This is a genomic window from Stenotrophomonas sp. BR163, from assembly GCF_047520985.2.
GTDB classification, from domain to species: domain Bacteria; phylum Pseudomonadota; class Gammaproteobacteria; order Xanthomonadales; family Xanthomonadaceae; genus Stenotrophomonas; species Stenotrophomonas sepilia.
On sequence record NZ_JAXBRE020000014.1, the window covers coordinates 1 to 21433 of the forward strand.

At 66.7% G+C, this 21433-nt stretch carries 24 protein-coding genes; 13 read left to right on the forward strand and 11 right to left on the reverse strand.

Translation table 11 applies throughout. From position 1 onward, the window contains the following. Positions 1-46: 46 nt before the first annotated feature. The 4 genes from fghA to frmR are packed head-to-tail and all read right to left on the reverse strand — an operon-like array spanning position 47 to position 2700. Entirely contained in the window at positions 47-877 is an 831-nt protein-coding gene (gene fghA, locus ACM0PY_RS12745) for an S-formylglutathione hydrolase (RefSeq protein WP_180884985.1), read from the reverse strand. A 22-nt stretch (positions 878-899) separates the two neighbouring features. Then, positions 900-1247 (reverse strand): YqcC family protein, encoded by a 348-nt coding sequence (locus ACM0PY_RS12750; RefSeq protein WP_072167620.1) that lies wholly within the window; start codon positions 1245-1247, stop codon positions 900-902. Between the two features lie 8 nt (positions 1248-1255). Beyond that, positions 1256-2365, reverse strand: a complete 1110-nt coding sequence (locus tag ACM0PY_RS12755) for an S-(hydroxymethyl)glutathione dehydrogenase/class III alcohol dehydrogenase (RefSeq protein ID WP_019662086.1) — start codon at positions 2363-2365, stop codon at positions 1256-1258. Positions 2366-2424: 59 nt separating this feature from the next. After that, positions 2425-2700 (reverse strand): formaldehyde-responsive transcriptional repressor FrmR, encoded by a 276-nt coding sequence (gene frmR, locus ACM0PY_RS12760; protein ID WP_005411009.1) that lies wholly within the window; start codon positions 2698-2700, stop codon positions 2425-2427. A 187-nt stretch (positions 2701-2887) separates the two neighbouring features. Here frmR and ACM0PY_RS12765 point away from each other — a divergent pair, with 187 nt between their 5' ends. Further along, positions 2888-3307, forward strand: a complete 420-nt coding sequence (locus ACM0PY_RS12765) for an Imm70 family immunity protein (RefSeq protein ID WP_019662087.1) — start codon at positions 2888-2890, stop codon at positions 3305-3307. A 10-nt stretch (positions 3308-3317) separates the two neighbouring features. On the opposite strand, the gene ACM0PY_RS12770 is transcribed toward ACM0PY_RS12765, so the two are convergent. Beyond that, a complete protein-coding gene (locus ACM0PY_RS12770; protein ID WP_180884983.1) occupies positions 3318-4223 on the reverse strand; it encodes a LysR family transcriptional regulator in 906 nt (301 codons plus the stop codon). A 130-nt stretch (positions 4224-4353) separates the two neighbouring features. Here ACM0PY_RS12770 and ACM0PY_RS12775 point away from each other — a divergent pair, with 130 nt between their 5' ends. Continuing rightward, positions 4354-5457 (forward strand): alkene reductase, encoded by a 1104-nt coding sequence (locus ACM0PY_RS12775; RefSeq protein WP_180867659.1) that lies wholly within the window; start codon positions 4354-4356, stop codon positions 5455-5457. A 50-nt stretch (positions 5458-5507) separates the two neighbouring features. On the opposite strand, the gene ACM0PY_RS12780 is transcribed toward ACM0PY_RS12775, so the two are convergent. Continuing rightward, positions 5508-6185, reverse strand: a complete 678-nt coding sequence (locus ACM0PY_RS12780; RefSeq protein WP_033835222.1) for an SMI1/KNR4 family protein — start codon at positions 6183-6185, stop codon at positions 5508-5510. 114 nt (positions 6186-6299) lie between these two features. Between ACM0PY_RS12780 and ACM0PY_RS12785 the strand changes: the two genes are divergently transcribed. Continuing rightward, positions 6300-6716, forward strand: a complete 417-nt coding sequence (locus ACM0PY_RS12785) for a VOC family protein (RefSeq protein ID WP_026347277.1) — start codon at positions 6300-6302, stop codon at positions 6714-6716. A 12-nt stretch (positions 6717-6728) separates the two neighbouring features. Here the strand turns inward: ACM0PY_RS12785 and ACM0PY_RS12790 are convergent, their stop codons facing one another. Beyond that, positions 6729-7424 carry a DAPG hydrolase family protein gene (locus ACM0PY_RS12790; protein WP_180884981.1) on the reverse strand — a complete coding sequence of 232 codons (696 nt, stop codon included), beginning with the start codon at positions 7422-7424 and terminating at the stop codon, positions 6729-6731. 76 nt (positions 7425-7500) lie between these two features. On the opposite strand from ACM0PY_RS12790, the gene ACM0PY_RS12795 reads away from it, so the two are divergent. Next, positions 7501-8163 carry a TetR/AcrR family transcriptional regulator gene (locus ACM0PY_RS12795; RefSeq protein WP_180884979.1) on the forward strand — a complete coding sequence of 221 codons (663 nt, stop codon included), beginning with the start codon at positions 7501-7503 and terminating at the stop codon, positions 8161-8163. A 132-nt stretch (positions 8164-8295) separates the two neighbouring features. Further along, the gene (locus ACM0PY_RS12800) at positions 8296-9330 is read left to right on the forward strand and encodes a DUF7832 domain-containing protein (protein WP_235646794.1); all 1035 of its coding nucleotides are present in this window, start codon (positions 8296-8298) and stop codon (positions 9328-9330) included. A gap of 147 nt (positions 9331-9477) precedes the next feature. On the opposite strand, the gene ACM0PY_RS12805 is transcribed toward ACM0PY_RS12800, so the two are convergent. Next, positions 9478-10362 (reverse strand): LysR family transcriptional regulator, encoded by an 885-nt coding sequence (locus ACM0PY_RS12805; protein WP_180884974.1) that lies wholly within the window; start codon positions 10360-10362, stop codon positions 9478-9480. Between the two features lie 107 nt (positions 10363-10469). On the opposite strand from ACM0PY_RS12805, the gene ACM0PY_RS12810 reads away from it, so the two are divergent. Beyond that, a complete protein-coding gene (locus ACM0PY_RS12810) occupies positions 10470-11528 on the forward strand; it encodes an NAD(P)-dependent alcohol dehydrogenase (protein ID WP_061479602.1) in 1059 nt (352 codons plus the stop codon). A 92-nt stretch (positions 11529-11620) separates the two neighbouring features. Here the strand turns inward: ACM0PY_RS12810 and ACM0PY_RS12815 are convergent, their stop codons facing one another. Then, on the reverse strand, positions 11621-12985 hold the full coding sequence (locus tag ACM0PY_RS12815) for a glutamate--cysteine ligase (protein ID WP_414609450.1): 1365 nt from the start codon (positions 12983-12985) through the stop codon (positions 11621-11623). Positions 12986-13137: 152 nt separating this feature from the next. On the opposite strand from ACM0PY_RS12815, the gene ACM0PY_RS12820 reads away from it, so the two are divergent. The 3 genes from ACM0PY_RS12820 to ACM0PY_RS12830 all read left to right on the forward strand — a co-directional run bounded on the left by ACM0PY_RS12820 (position 13138) and on the right by ACM0PY_RS12830 (position 16301). Beyond that, positions 13138-13842, forward strand: a complete 705-nt coding sequence (locus ACM0PY_RS12820) for a VIT1/CCC1 transporter family protein (RefSeq protein WP_180884970.1) — start codon at positions 13138-13140, stop codon at positions 13840-13842. Continuing rightward, positions 13839-14663 (forward strand): helix-turn-helix transcriptional regulator, encoded by an 825-nt coding sequence (locus ACM0PY_RS12825; protein WP_134970504.1) that lies wholly within the window; start codon positions 13839-13841, stop codon positions 14661-14663. Before ACM0PY_RS12820 ends, ACM0PY_RS12825 begins: the two co-directional genes overlap by 4 nt. A gap of 663 nt (positions 14664-15326) precedes the next feature. Continuing rightward, a complete protein-coding gene (locus ACM0PY_RS12830) occupies positions 15327-16301 on the forward strand; it encodes an MBL fold metallo-hydrolase (RefSeq protein ID WP_134970508.1) in 975 nt (324 codons plus the stop codon). Positions 16302-16399: 98 nt separating this feature from the next. Here the strand turns inward: ACM0PY_RS12830 and yihA are convergent, their stop codons facing one another. Continuing rightward, complete coding sequence (yihA, locus tag ACM0PY_RS12835) at positions 16400-17002, reverse strand: ribosome biogenesis GTP-binding protein YihA/YsxC (protein ID WP_049414655.1); 603 nt, start codon at positions 17000-17002, stop codon at positions 16400-16402. Positions 17003-17158: 156 nt separating this feature from the next. Between yihA and ACM0PY_RS12840 the strand changes: the two genes are divergently transcribed. The 4 genes from ACM0PY_RS12840 to ACM0PY_RS12855 all read left to right on the forward strand — a co-directional run bounded on the left by ACM0PY_RS12840 (position 17159) and on the right by ACM0PY_RS12855 (position 20450). After that, on the forward strand, positions 17159-17959 hold the full coding sequence (locus tag ACM0PY_RS12840; RefSeq protein WP_134970510.1) for a c-type cytochrome: 801 nt from the start codon (positions 17159-17161) through the stop codon (positions 17957-17959). A 106-nt stretch (positions 17960-18065) separates the two neighbouring features. After that, on the forward strand, positions 18066-18716 hold the full coding sequence (locus tag ACM0PY_RS12845) for a thiol:disulfide interchange protein DsbA/DsbL (RefSeq protein ID WP_072167154.1): 651 nt from the start codon (positions 18066-18068) through the stop codon (positions 18714-18716). Between the two features lie 106 nt (positions 18717-18822). Beyond that, positions 18823-19659 (forward strand): thiol:disulfide interchange protein DsbA/DsbL, encoded by an 837-nt coding sequence (locus tag ACM0PY_RS12850; protein ID WP_072167155.1) that lies wholly within the window; start codon positions 18823-18825, stop codon positions 19657-19659. Positions 19660-19712: 53 nt separating this feature from the next. Beyond that, the gene (locus ACM0PY_RS12855) at positions 19713-20450 is read left to right on the forward strand and encodes an endonuclease/exonuclease/phosphatase family protein (protein WP_414609496.1); all 738 of its coding nucleotides are present in this window, start codon (positions 19713-19715) and stop codon (positions 20448-20450) included. Between the two features lie 58 nt (positions 20451-20508). On the opposite strand, the gene ACM0PY_RS12860 is transcribed toward ACM0PY_RS12855, so the two are convergent. After that, positions 20509-21384 carry an EamA family transporter gene (locus ACM0PY_RS12860; protein ID WP_111200775.1) on the reverse strand — a complete coding sequence of 292 codons (876 nt, stop codon included), beginning with the start codon at positions 21382-21384 and terminating at the stop codon, positions 20509-20511. Between the last annotated feature and the right edge of the window lie 49 nt (positions 21385-21433).

The following is a 21433-nucleotide window of genomic DNA, read 5'->3' on the forward strand; positions in this document are numbered from 1 at the left end:
GGGGGGGGGGGGGGCCCCCCCCGCGGCCGGCACTACCGGAGAGCCCTCAGGCGTGCAGGGCGCGGGCGTGGTGGGCGATGTGCTCGCCGATGAAGCTGGCGATGAAATAGTAGCTGTGGTCGTAACCCGGCTGCAGGCGCAGGGTCAGCGGATGGCCGGCGGCCGCGCAGGCCTCCTGCAGGCGCTGCGGCTGCAGCTGGGTCTGCAGGAACTCGTCCGCCTCGCCCTGGTCGACCAGCAGCGGCAGGCGCTCGCTGGCCGCCTCCAGCAGCGCGCACGTATCCCACTGCGCCCAGTCGGTCGGGTTGTCGCCCAGATAAGCCGTGAACGCCTTCTGCCCCCACGGTACACGGCTGGGCGCGACGATCGGCGAGAATGCCGACACACTGCGGTAGCGCCCCGGGTTGCGCAGCGCGATCACCAGCGCACCATGGCCGCCCATCGAATGGCCGCTGATCGCGCGTGCACCGGTCACCGCGAAGTTCGCCTCGATCAGTGCCGGCAGTTCCTGCGCCACGTAGTCGTGCATGCGGTAGTGCTTCGCCCACGGAGCACGGGTGGCATTGAGGTAGAAGCCTGCCCCCTTGCCCAGGTCGTAGCCTTCGGCATCGGCCACGTCATCACCGCGCGGGCTGGTATCCGGCGCGACGATGATCACACCGTGCTCGGCCGCATAGCGCTGCGCGCCGGCCTTGGTGATGAAATTCTGCTCGGTGCAGGTCAGGCCGCTCAGCCAATACAGCACCGGCAGCTTCTGCGTTTCCGCCTGCGGCGGCAGGTACACGGCGAACTGCATGTCGCAGCCCAGCGTGGTGGAATGGTGCCGGTAGACGTCCTGCCAGCCGCCGAAACAGGCGCGGTGTTCAATGCGTTCCATGGTGCTCTCCTGCGCGGCGGCGTCAGCCGTCACGTGTGTTGATCAACTCATCCAGCTGCGACAGCAGGCGCAGAAGCGATTCGACGCCAGGCTGGCCATCCAGATTGCGGTACGCCGCCACCGCCACGTCGCTGCGCGGTGGCCATTGGCCGTCAGCGCGGGCTTCGTGCAGGCGCGGCAGGAATACCTGCGCAAGCCAGTGCTCGAACGGCATGCCATCGTCGCTGCCGAAGGCCGAAGTCACCGCACGCGGTGGCCCCACCTCGCCGTCGACCCAGCCTAGCGCACGCAACGCCTGCTCGATCGGGTCGACCAGGGCCGCGCGCGGATCTTCCGCACGCGGCCTGCGAAGGGCATCCAGCCAGCCCATGACGCGCCTCAGTAGTGGACCACCGAACGGATCGACTTGCCTTCATGCATCAGGTCGAAGGCGTCGTTGATCCTGTCCAGGTCCATGGTATGGGTAACGAACGGGGCCAGTTCGATGTCGCCCTTCATCGCGTCCTCGACCATGCCCGGCAGCTGGCTGCGGCCCTTCACGCCACCGAAGGCAGTGCCCATCCACTTGCGGCCGGTTACCAGCTGGAACGGGCGGGTGGAGATCTCCTGCCCGGCACCGGCCACGCCGATCACCACGCTCTGGCCCCAGCCACGGTGCGCGCATTCCAGCGCCGCGCGCATCACGTTGACGTTGCCGATGCACTCGAAGCTGTGGTCCACACCCCAGGTGGTCATTTCCACGATGACCTGCTGGATCGGCTTGTCGAAGTCCTTCGGGTTGATGCAGTCGGTGGCGCCGAATTCGCGCGCCAGTTCGAACTTGGACGGATTGGTGTCCACCGCGATGATGCGGCCGGCCTTGGCCTGGCGCGCACCCTGGATCACCGCCAGGCCGATGCCACCCAGGCCGAACACCGCCACGCTGTCGCCTTCCTGCACCTTGGCGGTGTTGTGCACCGCGCCGATGCCAGTGGTGACGCCACAGCCGAGCAGGCAGACGTGCTCCGGGTTGGCGTCCGGGTTGATCTTCGCCAGCGAGACTTCGGCCACAACGGTGTACTCGCTGAAGGTCGAGCAGCCCATGTAGTGGTACAGCGGCTCGCCGTTGTAGCTGAAGCGGCTGGTGCCGTCGGGCATCACGCCCTTGCCCTGGGTGGCGCGCACGGCCACGCACAGGTTGGTCTTGCCGCTCTTGCAGAACAGGCATTCGCCACACTCGGCGGTATACAGCGGAATCACGTGGTCGCCCGGCTTGACGCTGGTCACGCCCTCGCCCACTTCCACCACGATGCCGGCGCCTTCATGGCCCAGCACCACCGGGAACAGGCCTTCCGGGTCATCACCGGACAGGGTGAACGCATCGGTGTGGCAGACACCGGTGTGGGTAATCTTCACCAGCACTTCGCCCTTCTTCGGCGGGGCGACGTCGATCTCGACGATCTGCAGCGGCTGGCCGGGACCAAAGGCGACGGCGGCACGGGATTTCATGGGTGGACTCTCCAGAGACAGGCAATGACAGGATGGGCGGCGCCATGTTGCGCCGTCGTTTACTTCAGGTACGAGCGGATCAACGCGCTCATGTCGCGCACGCGTTCGGCGCGTTGTTCGTCGGAGGCGGCGGGCTGGCCGAATTCCTCGCGCAGATGGGCCTCCATCACCTCGGACATCAGGCCGTTGACCGCGCCACGGATGGCGGCGATCTGCTGCAGCACCGGCCCGCAGTCGGCGCCGGCTTCCAGCGCGCGGTCAAGCGCATCGCACTGGCCGCGGATGCGGCGCACGCGGGCCAGGACCTTCTTCTTCTCTTCGGGGGAGTGCGGCATGGCGGGCCAGCTCGGAACTATACTGGGGGATAGTATACATGCGTATTGGCAAAGTGACGGAAATGGCATCTCCCGCCTCCGCAATAGTGCCGTTGAATCCTTTCATATCAATCAATTACAGCAATTACGCTTCTACCGTTAATGCATCGGGGCATGCTGTAGGATCGGCAGAATCAGGAACCAGACAATGGGTGTTGGCATCCAACTCGGGCGCATCACCGATGAGATCGGCAGTGGCGCGTTTCTCCATGCCTTCTTCTCGACCATATCCGGCAACCTGGAGCCGAATGGCTGGGGAAGTCGATTCCCAATCCTCTTGAATCAGCTATACGCCGGCAGACTGCAGCAATCAGATGCTGCCGCCGCGCTGGCCGAACTACATAGGGTCCGCCGAGAGCTGGCCGAGCTTGCGCCAGCCCGTGTCATATGGTCGTTCGAGGATAGAACCCAGCGTCCACCGTGGGGAGACGATATCGCTGGCGACATCGACAGCCTGGCGACCTACTTCGTCACCTCACATGGGCACGATCTGATCGCGCTTCTGGCCGAGGTGTTTGAAGCACTTCAGGAAGGCGAAGACACGTCCGCCCGGATCATCAACTACTGATGCCCTACGCTCAATCAAACACGCCCTGAGCCGCCAACCGCGCCAGCTCATCCACCAAGTAGCGCACCTTGGGCCGCAGGTGGCGGGTCGGTGGCCACAGCGCATGGATGTCGATATGCCGCTGCATGTGCGCATCCAGCACCGATTGCAGCGCCCCGGATTCCAGATGACGGCGTACCAGTGAAACGGGCATCTGGCAGATGCCCAGCCCAGCGATGGCCGCATCGATCACCGCGTCACCATCGTTGAGCTGGTAGGTCGCATTCGGGATGAACGTTCCCTCGGCATCGTCCCTGCCGATCCGCCACGCCACCGGCTGGCCGTGGCGGAAACCAACGACGCTGCGGTGCTGCGCCAGATCCTCCACGGTGGCCGGCACGCCATGCGCCTGCAGGTACTCCGGCGATGCGCAGGTGACCAGTCGTTGGCGACCCAGCCGGCGCGCGACCAGATGCTCGGCCTGGTGCAATCCGCCGAAGCGGATCAGCAGGTCGATGCCCTCTTCGACCGGATCGACGAAGTGATCGGTGAAGGTCATCGTCAGTTGCAGGTCCGGGTATTGCCGGCACAGGCGCAGCAGCACCGGCAGCACCACCAGGCGCCCGAACGAGGATGGCATGTCGATGCGCAGCCGTCCGCTGGGCAGGCCGGCCGACCCCAGGCAGGCCTCGGCGGCGGAGATTTCTTCCAGCGCCGCCGCACACGATGCGTAGTACGCTTCGCCGTCGGTGGTCAGCGCGATGCGCCGCGTGGTGCGGTGGAACAGGCGCACGCCCAGCCGCGCTTCCAGCCGGGCGATGGCCTTGCCCACCGCCGAGCGTGAGATGCCCAGCGCGTCGGCAGCCTCGGTGAAGCTGCCTGAGCGGGCCGTGGTAACGAACGTGACCAGGCCATTCAATGATTCCAGCGGCAGCATCTATCGCGCTCCATTGGGGACAAATAGTCCCGCACCTAGGGAGATCGAAGCGCTTTATGCGCCTGCATGTCAACTCCATTCTGTGTGCATCGCGCCGCTGGCGCCTCCTCCCCGCACCAAGATGACCGACATGACCGCCGCCCTGTTCCGCCCCTTCGATCTGGCAGGCATCGCCCTGCGCAACCGCATCGTGATGGCCCCGATGACCCGCGCCCGCAACCCCGGCGCGGTGGCCAATGAACTCACCGCGCAGTACTACCGGCAGCGCGCCAGCGCCGGCCTGATCATCAGTGAGGGCACCCCGGTCTCGCCGCAGGGCCAGGGTTACATCGACGTGCCGGGTATCTGGTCGGCCGAGCAGGTTGCCGGGTGGAAGCTCGTCACCGAGGCGGTGCATGCCGCACAGGGCACGATCTTCGCCCAGCTCTGGCACGTCGGCCGCATGTCGCATTACTCGCTGCAGCCCGACGGTGGTCAACCGGTAAGCGCCGGTACCCGGCCGGTCGCCAGCGCACCGAAGAACACCTCGTTCGTCTATCTGGACGACGGCAGCCGCGGCCACGCCGATCCCACCCCGGCACGTGCGCTGGCCACCGAAGAGATCCCCGGCATCGTCGACGACTTCGCGCGCGGCGCCGACAACGCCATCGCCGCCGGTTTCGATGGCATCGAACTGCATGCCGCCAACGGCTACCTGTTCGAACAGTTCCTCAACCCGCTCATCAACCAGCGCGAGGACCGCTATGGCGGCTCGCTGCCCAATCGTGCGCGCTTGATCCTGGAGACCGTCGATGCGATGACCCAGCGCATTGGTGCGCAGCGGATCGGCGTGCGCCTGGCGCCGAACAACCTCACCTTCGACATGCCGTTCTACCCCGACAACGAGGCCACCTACCTGTACCTGGCCGAGGAGCTGGGCAAGCGCGGCCTGGCCTATGTGCATCTCAACGACAACCTGCAGGCGGGCCAGTCGGTACTGGGCGAGGTGTTCCTGCGGCAGTTCAAGCAGGCCTACGGCGGCACCGTCATCCTGGCAGGTGGCATGACCCGCGAACGCGCCCTGCAGCTGGTCGAAGCGGGCACCATCGACCTGGCCGCGTTCGGCCAGCCGTTCATCGCCAACCCGGATCTGGTCGAGCGCCTGCAGCGCAACGTCGCGCTGGCCACGCCGGACCGCAGCACCTATTACGGGGGCGGCGAGGCAGGCTACCTCGATTACCCGGCCGCAGGCTGATCCCGCACGGTGTCGGATCCCCGCCGCCGGCGGGGCCCCGACCCATGTCCTCAGGCATCCTCGCGCACATACGCGAACGACTCGTCCAACCGCTCGCAGCCGATCACTTCAACGACGATGGCCTGTGCGTCGTCTTCGCTGATGTTTCCTTCTTCAATATCGTCAACGCGGGCAAACAGCTGCTGCAACGCCGCGTACTGGTCGTCGCGAAGGAAGGATTGGTGGGACTGCAACCAGCGCTGCAGATTGCCGGCCAGCTCGCCGTGCGACAGCAGCGTATACGGCGCTTGGTAGTCGGCAACGGCTTCGACCATCTTGCGGAACAGGAAATCCTGGTAGTTGGCGGCCAGCACATCGGCACGATCATCGTCATGCCACACCAGCACGACGGGGGGCTCGGCAAAGCCGGGCGCGTTGCTCCAGAAGCAGTAGCTGTCACCCGCGCCGGTCCGCGCAAAAGGCAGCAGTTGCAGGTCTGTGCGCAGGGGATTGTAGTGGTCCTCGGCGGTCAGCTCCTGCCACGCCTCCAGCAGCTCGTCGTGTTCCAACGGCTCGTAGTCCTGGGCGTACAGCAGCACCGGCGGATCCGCCTGCAGCGTCGGGAATACCACCTCGGACCATTCCGGATGGGGAGCACCCCAACTCAACCGACCCGCTGCATGCAACTGCTTGAACAGGGGCGGGAAGGACTGGCCGGTGGCCTGTTCGATGCCGGATAGCGCGCTCATGGATGTCCTTGTCGATAGAGACCGCCCAGCTTGCCCGAATCCGCGCAGGAGATGAACCGGCCACAGCACGCGGCAGGACTAGACTGCGACCACCGGATGCCACCCATCGCTGCCATGAACGCCACTGCCCACAGCTTCATCGTCAACCTCGACGTCCCCGACCTGGCCGCCGCCGAAGACTTCTACATCCGGGCCTTCGGCCTGCGCATCGGCCGCCGTCTCGGCCCGGGTGCCGTGGAGCTGCTCGGTGGGCCAACGCCGCTCTACCTGCTGCACAACGACGCCGGCAGCGCCGCCACCGAAGACGGCGACGTGCGCGACTACGAGCGCCATTGGACGCCGCTGCACCTGGATTGGGTAGTGGATGACATCGACGCCGCGCTGGTACGTGCAGTCGCAGCCGGAGCGACGCTCGAGCAGTCCTTGCGCGAGCGTCGCTGGGGACGCATCGCCGTGCTGGCCGATCCGTTCGGCCACGGCTTCTGCCTGATCCAGTTCAGTGCTGAAGGCTACGACGCGCTGGTCGAATGACCGTTGCACCACTCACCACAGCAAAGGCACTGCCTCGCCATTGGCACGCTCGCCGTAGTACAGCGACGGCAGCAAGCGCGAGAGGAAACTGAACTCCGTATAGCAGTGCTTGAGCAGGCCCAGGCCGACCGCATCGCCGGCCTCGCGGTGCGGATCGGCGCTGTCCAGGCCGAGCACGAAGCGGCTGCGCAGCACACAGCCAAACGGCGTATCACGCGCCACGTGCAGCATCTGCCCGTCGCAGGGATCACCGTTTGCATCCAGGCGGACGTGGTCGCCGAAGCCGATGCGCGCGGCAATCACCGCCGATACATCGCCTGCATCCTGTGCCGCCTGCAGGCGCTGGGGCACCAGCAGCGTGCGCGGGTCATGGAACTTCAGGCGTGCCGCCACCGGCGGAATGTCGGCCAGCGATTCCACCGCATGGATGCTGGCACCGTGGTAGCTGCGCCCGCGCTGCCACGCCGCGTCCCAGCCGCGATGCTCGACATGATCGACCGGATGCCACCAGCGGATGTGCTGGGTGGTCTCGAAGAAGGTGAACCACCAGTCCAGCATGCGGCCCTTGCAGCCGTGCAGATCGGTACGCACCGCCACCAGCAGGGTGCCGTCTTCGCGGCGCTGGATGCCGGTCTCCAGGTGCATCGGCGCCGGGTCGAGCAGATCGTGGTGGTCCAGCCAGGCGCGTGCGTTCACAGCGGTATCCATCGGGGTCTCCTGCGGTGTTGGGAGACCCGACAATAAGGAAACGTTATGCGTTTCTCAATTAGCCGGATGCGGTAAGATGGGCACAATGAACAGCACGACCCTGTCCGAGTCCACAACGCCGACCCGCCGCCGCGGCCGCCCTGCGCGCCCGGAGGCGGAAGTCCGCCACGCGGTACTGCAGGCCACCCTGGAGCTGCTGCTGGCACAGGGTTACGAGGCCACCACCATCGAAGCGGTGGCGGCGCACGCCGGGGTGGCGAAGAAGACGGTGTATCGCCACGCCAGCAATCGCGAGGAACTGGTTGGGCTTGCGGTGCGCGAATGGACCGACGGCTTCGCGCCACAGTTGCAGCGCGATGCGCGCAATGCCGAAGAGGTCGTGCCGCTGTTGCAGGACATCCTGCAGGCGGTCTGCGCGCAGGCGCTGTCGGCGCAGGCGGTGCAGGTGTTCCGCCTGCTGGCCACCGATTTCCCCGGCAAGGACGCGCTGCTGCAGGCCTATCTGGACAATGGCATCGAACGCGGCCGAGCGCTGCTGGCTGACTGGCTGGCGCGGCAGCAGCAGCGCGGGCTGCTGCGCGAGGGAGATCCTGTTCGCATGGCGCGATTGCTGCTGGCGATGGCCGTGGCCGAGCCGCTGCGCGAACGCGTGATCGGTGTAGTGGCCGAGGATGCACCGGTAGACGTGCACCTGCTTGATTGCGTGGCGTTGTTGGCGCCGGTGTTTCAGGCGCCGTAGTCAACCAGTAAGCCGCAGCTGTGTGCCACGCATTCAGGTGCAGCGGCCTCGCAGGGCTCTTTGCAATTTCTTGTATGGCCTGCTGGAAAGACTGCAGGGACTATCCGTGATCGATCTCTTTGGGGCGGTCACATGCGATTTCTTTTTTCCGAACTCTGCAATCTCCTGGGACAACGAATCGATAGCGATCCGGTCCTTTCCATTGCCGAACGCATCGGAGCGAAGGCACCAAAACCAACCTCCTTCGCGGACTCCAACTCTATTGGCGAGATGTCTCACCGCCCCACGGGTCTGGAAATCAGCTGGAGTCACGAGGTTCTCGCACCCGAGTATTACCCGCCCCGGAAATCGGGCCGCCACTTCGTCTGCTGGGTAGACTCGATCTGGTTTGATCCGGCAACAGTAGACAACCTGCCTTTGCAGTTGTCTCCGACCTCCCTCGCTGAGGATTTGGTTGGGGCGGCTCCTCAGCTCATTGTCGAGGATATGCCCAAGAGAACAGCCGCGATGCTCACAACTCGTCCAGACTGCGTGCTTGCCCTCCCCAGCACGCCTAGGCGCTGGCAGATCAAGCTAGCACAGATGCACCGCTACTCCTTGCCAAGTTACGCTGCGGCTGGAAATGATCTTCCAGAGCAGAATGTCAATTCAGACAGGTGGGATTATTGGGATCAGGCTACCGCCTTCTTTCTCTACTGGTGCATTCTCAGAGGCTTCGCAAGCGAACGACATACTTCTGATCACGGCGCAGAAATCCAGAACCTACATCAGCAGCGCATGCCCGTGATGGACTACATCCGTGCGAACTGTTTTGAAGGCGAGCTGTGGAGCTGGGATATCCGCGAGCCCGTGCGCCATTTTACCTACATCTACTTTCATGCTCTCTGCAATCGCAACTCAGCACATCCTAGAATTGGAAGACCGGACAGGTGCCATCCCAACGACGATCTGAGCGCGGTGGTGAACCACCTGTCGAAGTGCGGGGTACCAACCGTAGATGACGAATGGCGGCTGTTCCGCCATTTCTCAACGATGCTGGACGCACGCTGGAAGGACTATCTTCTGACAGGACTTCAGACAGAAGTAAGCCGCCGCCAGACCGTCCAGCTCACGGCAATGTATCGGAAGATGGTGGACAACCTCTCCGCAGCCTCTGAACTGCCATAGAAGTCCGAGTATTTATAGGTCTCCACGTATTGCGCGGAGATTCCTGGAGAGGCATCCACGCATGGCGTGGATCTACTGGTCTGGTCCTGGTGGACGCCATCCCGGTGGGTGCCGTCCGTTGGTCGGCACCACATCATCCATCGCAGCTCATTCGCGCAGCATATCCACGAACGCGCGCAGCGCACCGGGCATCTGCCGCTGCTTCGGGTAGTACAGCGCGAAGCCGGCGAACGGTTCGCTCCAGTCTTCCAGCACTGCCACCATCTGGCCGGATTCGATATACGGCCTTGCCGTGTCTTCCAGCACGTAGGCCAGGCCGATGCCATCTAGCACTGCACCGACCACGGTGCCCTGCTCGCTCAATGTGAGCCGGCCCGGCACGTCGATCTCCAGCGCCTGCCCGCTACGCTCGAACTGCCATTTGTACAGGTGCCCGCTGGCGAAGCGGAAGCGGATGCATTCATGCGCGGCCAGGTCGCGCGGATGCAGCGGCGCCGGATGCCGCCGCAGGTAATCCGGCGAGCCGACAATCAGCCCACGCAGCGGCGGCCCCATCGGCACCGCCACCATGTCCTCGGGCACGAACTCGTGCAGGCGCACGCCGGCGTCGTAGCCCTCGGCGACGATGTCGACCAGGCCATCGTTCTCGGTCAGCTCCACCCGCACGTCGGGGTGAGCGTGCAGGAAGCGCGCCAGTCGCGGCCCCAACTGGGTCGGTACCGCCGCGCGGGTGGCGTTGATGCGCAGCAGGCCGGCCGGGGCGGCACGGAACTGGTTCATCTCTTCCAGCGCGTCATGCACCTGGCCCAGCGCCGGCTGCAGGCGCTCCAGCAGGCGCTGCCCGGCCTCAGTGAGGGCCACGCTGCGGGTGGTGCGATGGAACAGGCCCACCCCCAACCGTTCTTCCAGCGCGCGGATCGCATAGCTCACCGCCGAGGTCGACAGCGCCAGCTCGGCACCGGCGCGGCGGAAGCTACGGTGGCGGGCGACCGCGGCAAACGCGGCCAGGTGGGTGAGGTTGTCAGTGGCCATGATTGTGCAGTTCCACTTGATGAATCATGCCGATATCCGCGATTCCTGCCGCTGGGAACGGGGCGTATTGTAAAACGCCTTTCGATAAACCCTGCCAAGGATTCCCCATGTCCCTCGCCCGTGGTTACGCCGCCCATTCACATACCGCCCCGCTGGTCCCCTATGAGTTCGAACGCCGTGCGGTCGGTCCCGACGACGTGCGCATCGAGATCCTCTACAGCGGCATCTGCCACTCCGACCTGCACCAGGCCCGCGACGACTGGGGTGGCTCGATCTACCCGATGGTGCCGGGTCACGAGATCATCGGCCGCGTCACCGAGGTCGGCAGCAACGTCACCCGCTTCAAGGTCGGCGATCATGCCGGCGTGGGTTGCATGGTCGACTCCTGCCGCCACTGCGACGCCTGCCAGCACGACCTGGAGCAGTACTGCGCCGAGGGCGCGACCTGGACCTACAACGGCCGTGAACGCGAAAGCGGCGCACCGACCTACGGCGGCTATTCCGACCACGTGGTGGTCGAGCAGCGCTTCGTGGTGAAGGTGTCCGACACCCTCGACCTGAAGGCGGCCGCACCGCTGCTGTGCGCCGGCATCACCACGTGGTCGCCACTGCGCCATTGGAAGGTCGGCCCAGGCCAGAAGGTCGGCGTGATCGGCCTCGGCGGCCTCGGCCACATGGGCGTGAAGTTCGCCAAGGCGCTCGGTGCGCACGTGGTGATGATCACCACCACCCCGGAAAAGGGCGCCGATGCCAAGCGCCTGGGCGCCGATGAGGTGCTGGTCTCGCGCGATGCGGCGCAGATGAAGGCGCACGCCGGCAGCTTCGACTTCCTGCTCAATACCATCCCGGTCAGCCATGACACCAATCCGTACATGGGCCTGCTCAAGCGCGAAGCCACCATGTGCCTGGTGGGCGTGCTGACCGAACTGGACCCGCCGCTGACCGGCGGCAGCGTGATCTTCGGCCGCAAGCACCTGACCGGCTCGGCGATCGGCGGCATGGCCGAAACCCAGGAAATGATGGACTTCTGTGCCGAGCACGGCATCGTCAGCGATGTGGAGATGATCGACATCAGGAACGTCAACGAAGCCTGGGAGCGCATGGCGAAGAACGATGTGCGCTACCGCTTCGTGATCGACATGGCGACGTTGAAGAACGCGGCCTGAGCCAAGACGGATCTGGAAATGAAAAACCCCGGCATTGCCGGGGTTTTTCTTTTGGGTAGTGCCGGCCGCTGGCCGGCAACCCCGCATGACGGTCAGTACGCGAACTCGCGGAACACCGGATCGACGTCACCATGCCAGCGGCCATGGAACAGCGCCAGCTTGCGCTCGGCCGGGGTCAGGCCGGATTCGACGATCTCCTGCAGCACGTCCAGGAACTTGCTCTCGTCCTGGCCATCGGCATTGCGCGCGGCACGGCGCTTGAGGCCTTCCACGGAAATCCTGACCGCTTCCCGGGCCAGGTCGCGCACCGTGCCGTTGCGGAACGGCAGGTTCATTGCATGCTTCGGCACGCCGTCACGCAGCGCATGGCGCTCGGCCAGGGTGAAGTCACGCACCAGGTCCCAGGCAGCGTCCAGCGCCGTGTCGTCGTACAGCAGGCCCACCCAGAATGCCGGCAGCGCACACAGGCGGCTCCACGGGCCACCATCGGCACCACGCATTTCCAGGTACTTCTTCAGGCGCACTTCCGGGAACGCGGTGGTCATGTGGTCCGACCAGTCGCGCAGCGTCGGCAGCGCACCCGGCAGCACCGGCAGCCTGGCCTGCATGAAATCGCGGAAACTCTGCCCGCTGGCGTCGTGGTAGGTGCCGTCGCGATAGGAGAAGTACATCGGTACGTCGAGCAGGTAATCGACATAGCGCTCGTAGCCGAATCCATCCTCGAACACGAAGTCGAGCATGCCGGTTCGGTCGGCGTCGGTGTCGGTCCAGATGTGCGAGCGATAGCTCAGGTAGCCGTTCGGCTTGCCTTCGGTGAACGGCGAATCGGCGAACAGCGCGGTGGCGATCGGCTGCAGCGCCAGCGACACGCGGAACTTCTTCACCATGTCCGCCTCGGTGGCGTAGTCCAGGTTCACCTGCACCGTGCAGGTGCGGGTCATCATGTCCAGGCCCAGCGAACCGACCTTGGGCATGTACGAACGCATGATCTTGTAGCGGCCCTTCGGCATCCACGACATTTCATCGCGCTTCCACTTCGGCTGGAAGCCCATGCCGAGGAAACCCAGCTGCAGTTCGCCGGCCACCTGCGCCACTTCGTTGAGGTGGGTGCCGGTCTCCACGCAGGTCTGGTGGATGGTCTCCAGCGCCGCGCCGGACAGCTCCAGCTGGCCGGCCGGTTCCAGCGTCACCGAGGCCCCATCGCGCAGCAGGGCGATGGTGCGGCCATTCTCCTGTACCGGCTCCCAGCCGAAGCGGACCAGGCCGTTGAGCAGTGCTTCGATGCCGCGCTCCCCCTCGAAGGTCGGCGGGCGCAGGTCATCCAGGCGGAACCCGAACTTCTCGTGCTCGGTGCCGATGCGCCACTGCGCGCGGGGCTTCTCGCCGGAGGCGATCACCTCCACCAGCTGCGAGCGGTCGGTAATGGGGGTATCGGCGACGTGGCTGGGGCTCGACAAGGGGAAGGCTCGCTGGACGGTGGCGGGGGATGTGGGGCTCGCGGCCTTCCATCGCAAGGGCGCACTATAGCGTGGCACCTCGTTGCGTCATGCGACGGTGACGGGTTTCAGCATCCTACCGACGCCCTCTTGACCCTCGTACACTCAACGTCATGAGCCGCCATTCACGACACCCCGAACTGCACCGCTCCGAGCGCGTCGGCTGGCTGCGTGCCGCCGTGCTGGGCGCCAATGATGGCATCGTCTCGGTGGCCGGCCTGGTGGTTGGCGTGGCCGCCGGCGGCGCCTCCGCTACCACCATCCTCGCCACCGGCGTGGCCGGCACCGTGGCCGGCGCGATGTCGATGGCCGCCGGCGAGTATGTCTCGGTACAGACCCAGGCCGACACCGAGGACGCAGACCTGGCAATGGAAAGGCGCGAGCTGCGCGAAAATCCGCACAGCGAGCTGGAGGAGCTGGCTTCGATCTACCGCCACCGCGGCCTGGAGCCTGCGCTGGCACGGCAGGTGGCCGAACAGCTCACCGCCCATGATGCGCTGGGTGCCCACGCCCGCGATGAACTGGGCATCACCGATACCCTGCGCGCCCGTCCGCTGCAGGCAGCGCTGGCCTCGGCCGGTGCGTTCACCTGCGGCGCGGCGCTGCCGGTGCTGACCGCCCTGCTCGCGCCGGTCGACAGGGTCGCACTGATGACCACGGCCAGTACCCTGCTCGGCCTGTGCCTGACCGGCGCAGTGGCGGCCAGGGCTGGCGGCGCACCGCCGGTTCGCGGTGCGATCCGGGTGATGTTCTGGGGTGCACTGGCAATGGCCGCCGCTGCAGGCGTCGGTCGCCTGTTCGGCGCCCAGGTGACATGACCGCCATGCTGCCACCGGCCACCGCACTGCTGGCCGAGATGGCCAGCCTGGCCGGCTGCGCACGCGCCGAAGGTTATGCGTGCATCACCGCTCGGCGCGAACATGGCGCCAGCTCGGTGGAGATTCCACAACCACAGTTCGCGATCCTGCTGGAAGGCCGCAAGCAGGTGCGTACCGCGCACCAGTCGCTGGAGTTCATCCCCGGCGACATCCTGCTGCTGACCCAGCGCTGCCGCATCGATGTGGTCAACACCCCCGACCCACGCAGTGGCCGCTACCTCAGCGCCATCGTGCCGCTGTGTGCCGAAGTGCTGGCCGCCGCACGTACGCTGTGGAGCGGGGAGCTTCCCGCCGCCGGTCATGCGATGGCGCGACTGCCGTTGATCGATCATGGCGAGGTGCTGCGCCAGTGGCGGCAATCACTGCAGGACGGCCGTTACAGCGAAGCGCGGCTGGCCCTGGCCTCGTTGGTACTGACCCTGTGCCGGCAGGGCCACGGCAACCTGCTGCTGCCGCAGGCGCCGAGCCTGGGCGAACAGATCCGCGACCGCATCGCCGCCGAACCGGCTCGCGACTGGCAATCGCGTGATGTGGAAGCGCTGTTCGCGCTGAGCGGCGCGACCCTGCGCCGTCGGCTCGCCGCCGAGGACACCAGCCTGCGCCAGCTGCTCACCGAGGCCCGGCTGGCGCATGGCATGCAGCTGCTCTACACCACCGACCTGCCGCTGAAGACCGTGGCCGCACGCGCGGGCTACCGGTCTGCGGCCAGTTTCAGCAAGCGCTTCGCCGAGCAGTACGGGCTGGCTCCCACAGACATTTGAGGGGGTTCAGCAGGGCTTGCAGCCCTGCACCTGCAGACGCGACGGCAACAGCCGAAGCAACAGCAACAGCGTGCATTCCGTGAGGTGGCGGGACGGTGTCGGAGTGCGGGGACGCCGCAAGTACGTCCCTGTAGGCTTGGCAGCCGCATCCATGCGGCTGACACCCCGCACTCCGACACCGCCCCACCTCTGACAGATCGTCGCGGCTGTTGGTAGGTGTCGACCTTGGTCGACACATCTGTCAGACATCGAAATCGATCTGACCCCAAGAGAATTTCCAACAGATCGCGGAAAACTGTCGAAGGCGGTGTGGGTCCGGTTGCGGGGGCGTGAGCCGCATGGGCCCGAGGCATGCCTCGGCGGGTTGGCAGGACGCCCAACCCCGGCCTTGCCGTGTGCGCAGGAAAGCGCACACGAGCAAGCGGCGACCGAGCTTACATGGACGTACTTGCAGCGTCCCCCACAACCGGACCCACACCGCCATCCCACAGAAATCCAGCTTTTGACGTTGCTTTGGCTGCGGCCGTTGCCTCTGCGGGTGCAGGGCGCAGCCCTGCAGACAACACCCCTGAGCATTCCGCGCAGTGGTTTGAGCGCCGCGCACACGCCGGCCGCGGCACGCTATGCAGCAACGGAATCGCCCGTCGTCCACCGAGAACCGCCATGACCCTGCGCCACCTGCCCCTGCGCACCGCCCTGCTGCTGGCCCTGTCCGCCCTGCCACTGGCCGCGCTGGCCGAAGCCACCTCGCCCGCGCCCACCCAGCAGGTGCCCGGCGTCTACCACCAGCGCGTCGGTGCACTGCAGGTCACCGCCCTGTTCGACGGCGTGGTCGCGCTGGGCCGGCAGGAAGTGGTCGACGTGCCGCCGACACTGGTCAGCCGCCTGTTGGAAGGCCGCTACGTACCCGAAGACAAGAAGGGCCTGCAGACCGCGATCAACGCCTTCCTGGTGCGCCAGGGCAACCACCTGACCCTGGTCGATACCGGCACCGCGCAGTGCTTCGGCCCCGGCCTGGGCCAGGTGCTGGGCAACCTGCGCGCCTCCGGCGTGGACCCGGCCGAGGTGGACGAGGTGCTGCTGACCCACGCCCATCCGGACCACCTGTGCGGGGTGCTCGATGCGCAGGGCAAGCCGGCCTACCCGAACGCCACGGTGTGGCTGTCCAGGGCCGATGCCGACTACTGGCTCAACCCGGCCAGCGAGGCTTCTGCGCCGAAGGGTGTGCGCTTCGCCTTCCCGCTGGCGCGCAACGCGGTGGCGCCGTACCAGGCCAGTGGCCACCTGCGCACGTTCAACCCCGGCGATGCCCTGCCCGGCGGCGCGGTGGCAATGGACACCCATGGCCACACCCCCGGCCACGTCTCCTACCGGTTCGACAGCCAGGGCCAGTCACTGCTGGTGTGGGGCGACGTGCTGCACTTCCATGCGGTGCAGTTCGCGCACCCGGAGGCCGCGTTCGAGGCCGATTCGGACCGCAAGGCGGCCATCGCCAGCCGTCGCGGGCTGCTGCAGCAGGCCACCGCCAACGGCTGGTGGGTGGCCGGTGCGCACCTGCCGTTCCCGGGCCTGGGCCACGTCCGCAGCGAAGGCCAGGCCTACGCCTGGGTGCCGGCGGAGTATTCGCCGTTGAAATGACCCTCGTAGAGCCGAGCACATGCTCGGCTACCACGCGCAGCGTGCCGGGATTCCGCAGCCGAGCGTAGGCTCGGCTCTACAGGAAGGCAGGGAAGGCCTTATTCCAGCCCCAGCCAGCCGCCGATCACGGCGCGCGCTTCGTCCACGCCGGTACGGTCTTCGCCGGAGAACACCTGCACGCTGACGCTGTCACCGTAGGCCGATTGCAGCTCCTTGCGCACCTTCTGCAAGGACTGCATCTGCTGGCTGCGGCTGAGCTTGTCGGCCTTGGTCAGCAGGGCGTGCGCCGGCAGGCCGCGCTGCACGGCATAGGACAGCATCTGCCGGTCGTAGTCCTTCAGCGGATGACGGATGTCCATCACCACCACCAGCCCCTTCAGGGCCTCGCGGGTGCGGAAGTACTTGTCGATGAAGGCCTGCCAGTGCGCCTGCAGGTCCAGCGGCACCTTGGCGTAGCCGTAACCGGGCAGGTCGACCAGATGCGCCTCCGGGGTGACCTGGAAGAACACCAGCTGCTGGGTACGGCCGGGGGTCTTGGAGACACGCGCCAGGGCGTTCTGGCGGGTCAGCGCGTTGAGCGCACTGGACTTGCCGGCGTTGGAGCGGCCGGCGAAGGCCACTTCGGCCCCTTCGTCGGGCGGCAGCTGCCGCACGTTATGGGCCGAAAGGTGGTAACGGGCGCGTTCGATGAGCAATGACATGTGCCTAGGATCGCATGTTGCCGCGCCGCGCGCCCGTGCCGGCGGCCTTTGCGGGCATTTTGCTGCACTGCTGCGTTGACCGTGCGCGGAAACGGCGTTGATAATCCGGGCGATGCCGGCGGCCACCGCCCGGCCCGGTCCATACGGAGCTTCAGCATGCGCCACGCTCGCGTTCTTGCCGTATCCGCCCTTGCCACTGCTGTAGTCGTTGCCGCTGCTGCGTTCGCGCAGACCACGTTGACCCCGCTGCCCGACAATGGGCCGATCAACACCGCCTCGCTGGAGGTGGATTTCAGCAAGACCCACTGGGGCGATGCCAAGGCCGGCCAGGCCAAGGCCTCGGCCTGCGCGGCCTGTCATGGCGTCGACGGCAATTCCACGGTGGAGATGTATCCGTCCATTGCCGGCCAGAGCGAGCGCTACGTGGCCCAGCAGATGGCCCTGATCGCCAATGGCCAGCGCAGTTCCGGCGCGGCAGTGGCGATGGTGCCGTTCGTGCAGAACCTCACCCCGCAGGACATGCGTGATATCGGCGCCTACTTCGCCACGCAGAAAGCCAACGCCGGCATCGCCGATGACACGGCGGTCACCGAGGGCCCCTACAAGGGCATGAAGTTCTACGAGATCGGCCAGCAGCTGTACCGCGGCGGCGATGCCAAGCGTGGCCTGCCGGCCTGCATGGCCTGCCATGGCCCCAGCGGTGCCGGCAATCCCGGCCCGGCCTATCCGCATCTCGGTGGCCAGCACGCCAGCTATGTCGCGCGCCGCCTGCAGGAGTACCAGGCCGGCCAGACCAACGAGACCGACAAGGCGCACTTCCAGATCATGGCCACGGTCGCGCAGAAGCTCAGCGAGCAGGAGGTGCAGGCGCTGTCGAGCTACCTGCAGGGCCTGCACAACAAGGCCGACGATGTGGCCGCCACGGCCACGCCAACACAACCGGCTGCCGCCCCCTGACCACCACTGGTCGGCCCGGGCCGCGACGACGGCCCAAGGCTGCGGTATGTTTCCTTCACGCCGGCGGCTGCGCCGGCGTTGCTTTTTTCAACGGAGATGCGTGTCGATGAGGTTGATTTCCCGCCTGCTGTTGTCCGTGCTGGTGCTGCTGCCGCTGGCAGCCTGCGCCGCCACCCCCGCCAATGCCCCGCTGGTCGAGGGCAAAGACTACGAGCGCATCGCCCAGCCGGGCCCGTTCCAGCCGCTGGCCGGCAAGATCGAGGTGGTCGAAGTCTTCGGCTACACCTGCCCGCACTGCGCCCATTTCGAACCGCAGCTGGAAGCCTGGGCGGCCAAGCTGCCGGCCGACGTGCGCTTCACCCCGGTCCCGGCGGCCTTCGGCGGTGCCTGGGATGCCTGGGCCCTGGCCTACTACGCCGCCGACGAAGTCGGCGTGGCCAAGCGCAGCCATGCCGCCGTGTTCAAGGCCCTGCACGAGCAGGGGTCGCTGCCGATGCAGAACGTCTCGGCCGATGAGCTCGCCACCTTCTACAAGGCCTACGGCGTGACGCCGGACCGCTACATCCAGGCCCTGCGCGGCGATGCCGTGCAGAAGAAGGTCGACGCCGCGCGCGCGTTCGCCCAGCGCACCAAGATCCCGGGCACCCCGGCCCTGATCATCAACGGCCAATACCTGGTGCGCGGCGAGAGCTTCGACGACCAGCTGCGCATTGCCTCGGCGCTGATCGCGCAGGCGCGCGCCGCCCGCGGCCGCTGAACCAACACCCACCACCGACACGGCGTTGTCGCCGCCGCATGTCATCATTTCCCCTTGGCCGGCGCCTGCCGCCGGCCCCACCTTTCCAGATGCTGGAGACGTTTCCATGAAGATCCGTTACGCCCTCGCCCTCGCAGCGCTGCTGCCGATCCTGGCCGCCTGCAAGGCCGACGACGGCAGCACCAACACCACCGCGGCCCCGGCCGAACCGGCAGCCACCCCGGCAGCCACCACCGAACCGGCTGCTGCGCCGGCTGCGGGCAGCGAAGGCGCCGCGCCGGCTGCCGCTGAAGGCGAGAAGGCCCCGGCCGAAGCGGCGCCGGCCGCCGCACCGGCCCCGACCACCGCCGCACTGACCGGCCCGGCTCCGGTGGAAGGTGCCGACTACCAGGTGATCCCGAACGGCCAGCCGTTCCAGCCGGCCGCCGGCAAGATCGAAGTGACCGAGATCTTCGGCTACGTCTGCCCGGCCTGCGCCGCGTTCCAGCCGCTGGTCGGCCCGTGGAAGGCCGGCCTGCCCAGCGACGTGAACTTCGTCTACGTGCCGGCCATGTTCGGCGGCACCTGGGATGACTACGCCCGTGCCTTCTACGCCGCGCAGACCCTGGGCGTTCAGGAGAAGACCCACGAAGCGCTGTACGCCGCCATCCACTCGCAGAAGACCCTGAAGGGCGAGCGCGGCCGTGACTCGGTGGAAGACATCGCCAAGTTCTACGCCGCCTACGGCGTCGATCCGAAGCAGTTCGCGGCCACCATGGGCAGCTTCGCGGTGAATGCCAAGACCAACTCGGCCAAGCAGTTCGCCCAGCGCAGCCAGATCAGCGGCACCCCGTCGATCATCGTCAACGGCAAGTACCTGGTGAAGGGCAAGAGCTTCCCGGACATGCTGCGCATCGCCGACCACCTGATCGCCCGCGAACGCGGTGCGGCCCAGGCTCACTGATCCAAGAGAAGCATTTCCCGGCCGTGAATTCCCCCCGTACACGGACCCTGCGCTTGCTGACGGCCAACATCCAGGCCGGCTCAAGTACCCGCCGTTACAGCGACTATGTGACCCGCAGCTGGTCACATGCGTTGCCGGCGGGTCGCAAGCGCAGCAGCCTGGACGCGATCGCCACCCTGGCGCGCGAACATGACATCGTCGGCCTGCAGGAGGCCGACCCGGGCAGCCTGCGCTCGGGCTTCACCAACCAGACCCATTACCTGGCCCAGCGCGCCGGCTTCAACTACTGGAGCCACCAGCCGAACCGGCGCATGGGCGGGGTCGCGTCCAGCGCCAATGGCCTGCTGAGCAAGCTCGAACCGGTGGAAGTGCGGGATCACGCCCTGCCCGGCCGGATCGGTGGGCGCGGCGTGCTGCTGGCCAAGTTCGGCGACGGTACCGACGGCCTGGCGGTGGCGGTGGCGCATCTGTCATTGGGCGCGGGATCGCGGATGTCGCAGCTGGGCTTCATCGCCGAGCTGCTGTCCGACCACCCCAACGCGGTGCTGATGGGCGACTTCAACTGCCTGGCAGAACGCCCGGAAATGCAGGTGCTGTACCAGAAGACCCGGCTGCAGCCGCCCGGCTGCATCGTGCCGACCTTCCCCAGCTGGCGCCCCGACCGCGCCATCGACCACATCCTGGTCAGCAGTGGCCTGCAGACCCGCACCGTGGAAGCCATACCGGCCGCGTTTTCCGATCACCTCGCCCTGGCGATGCAGATCGACGTCCCGGCCGACGCCCTGCGCTGAACGCTCCCGGTAGGTGCCAACCTTGGTTGGCACGCTCTCCGCCGGGCATGGCCCGGCACTACCCGGCCTGCACCACCGGCACCTTCAATCGCCGCGCCGTCATCGTGCTGCCCACCGAGGCCAGCACCGTGCAACCGATCGCCAGCCACTGCAACCCATGCAGGTGCTCGTGCAGCAGCAGCATCGCCCACAGCGCGGCCACCGCCGGTTCCATGCTGATCAGGATGCCGAAGGTCTCCTTTGGCAGGCGCTTGAGCGCCATCATCTCCAGCGAGATCGGGATCGCACTGGACACCAGCGCCACCAGCAGGCCGGCTGCCAGGATCTTCGGATCGAGCAGCGCGGCGCCGGCATGCACCACGCCCACCGGCACCACCACCAGCGATGCCGCCAGCAGCCCCAGCGACACCGAATGCCCGGCGTGCAGGTGGCCGGCACGCTTGCCGAACACGATGTACAGGCCCCAGCACGCCGCTGCGCCCATGGCATACAGCACGCCGGCCGGATCCAGCGCCGGTCCACCGCCGATCGGCAGCAGCAGCAACAGCCCCACCGCCGCGCAGCCCACCCAGAGGAAATCGATCGGGCGTCGTGATGACAGCATCGCCACCGTCAGCGGCCCGGTGAACTCGATGGCCACCGCGATGCCGAAGGGAATCGTGCGCAGGGCCATGTAGAACAGCAGGTTCATCAGGCCCAGGGTGAGCCCGTAGCGCAGGAGGGTGATGGCATCCACGCGGCGGGTCTTCCAGCGCCACGGCCGCCAGAACAGCAGCAGCAACAGCGCCGAGAAGCCCACGCGCAGCGCACTGGTGCCCTGTGCGCCGATCAGCGGGAACAGGTGTTTGGCGTAGGAAGTGCCGATGGCCAGCGAGGTGACCGAGCCGAGCACCGCCAGCGCCGGCAACATCGGCGCAAGTCGTGAGGTCTGCATGGGCAAAGTCTATTGCGCCGGCGCCGAGCACTTGGCTCAATTGACAGCC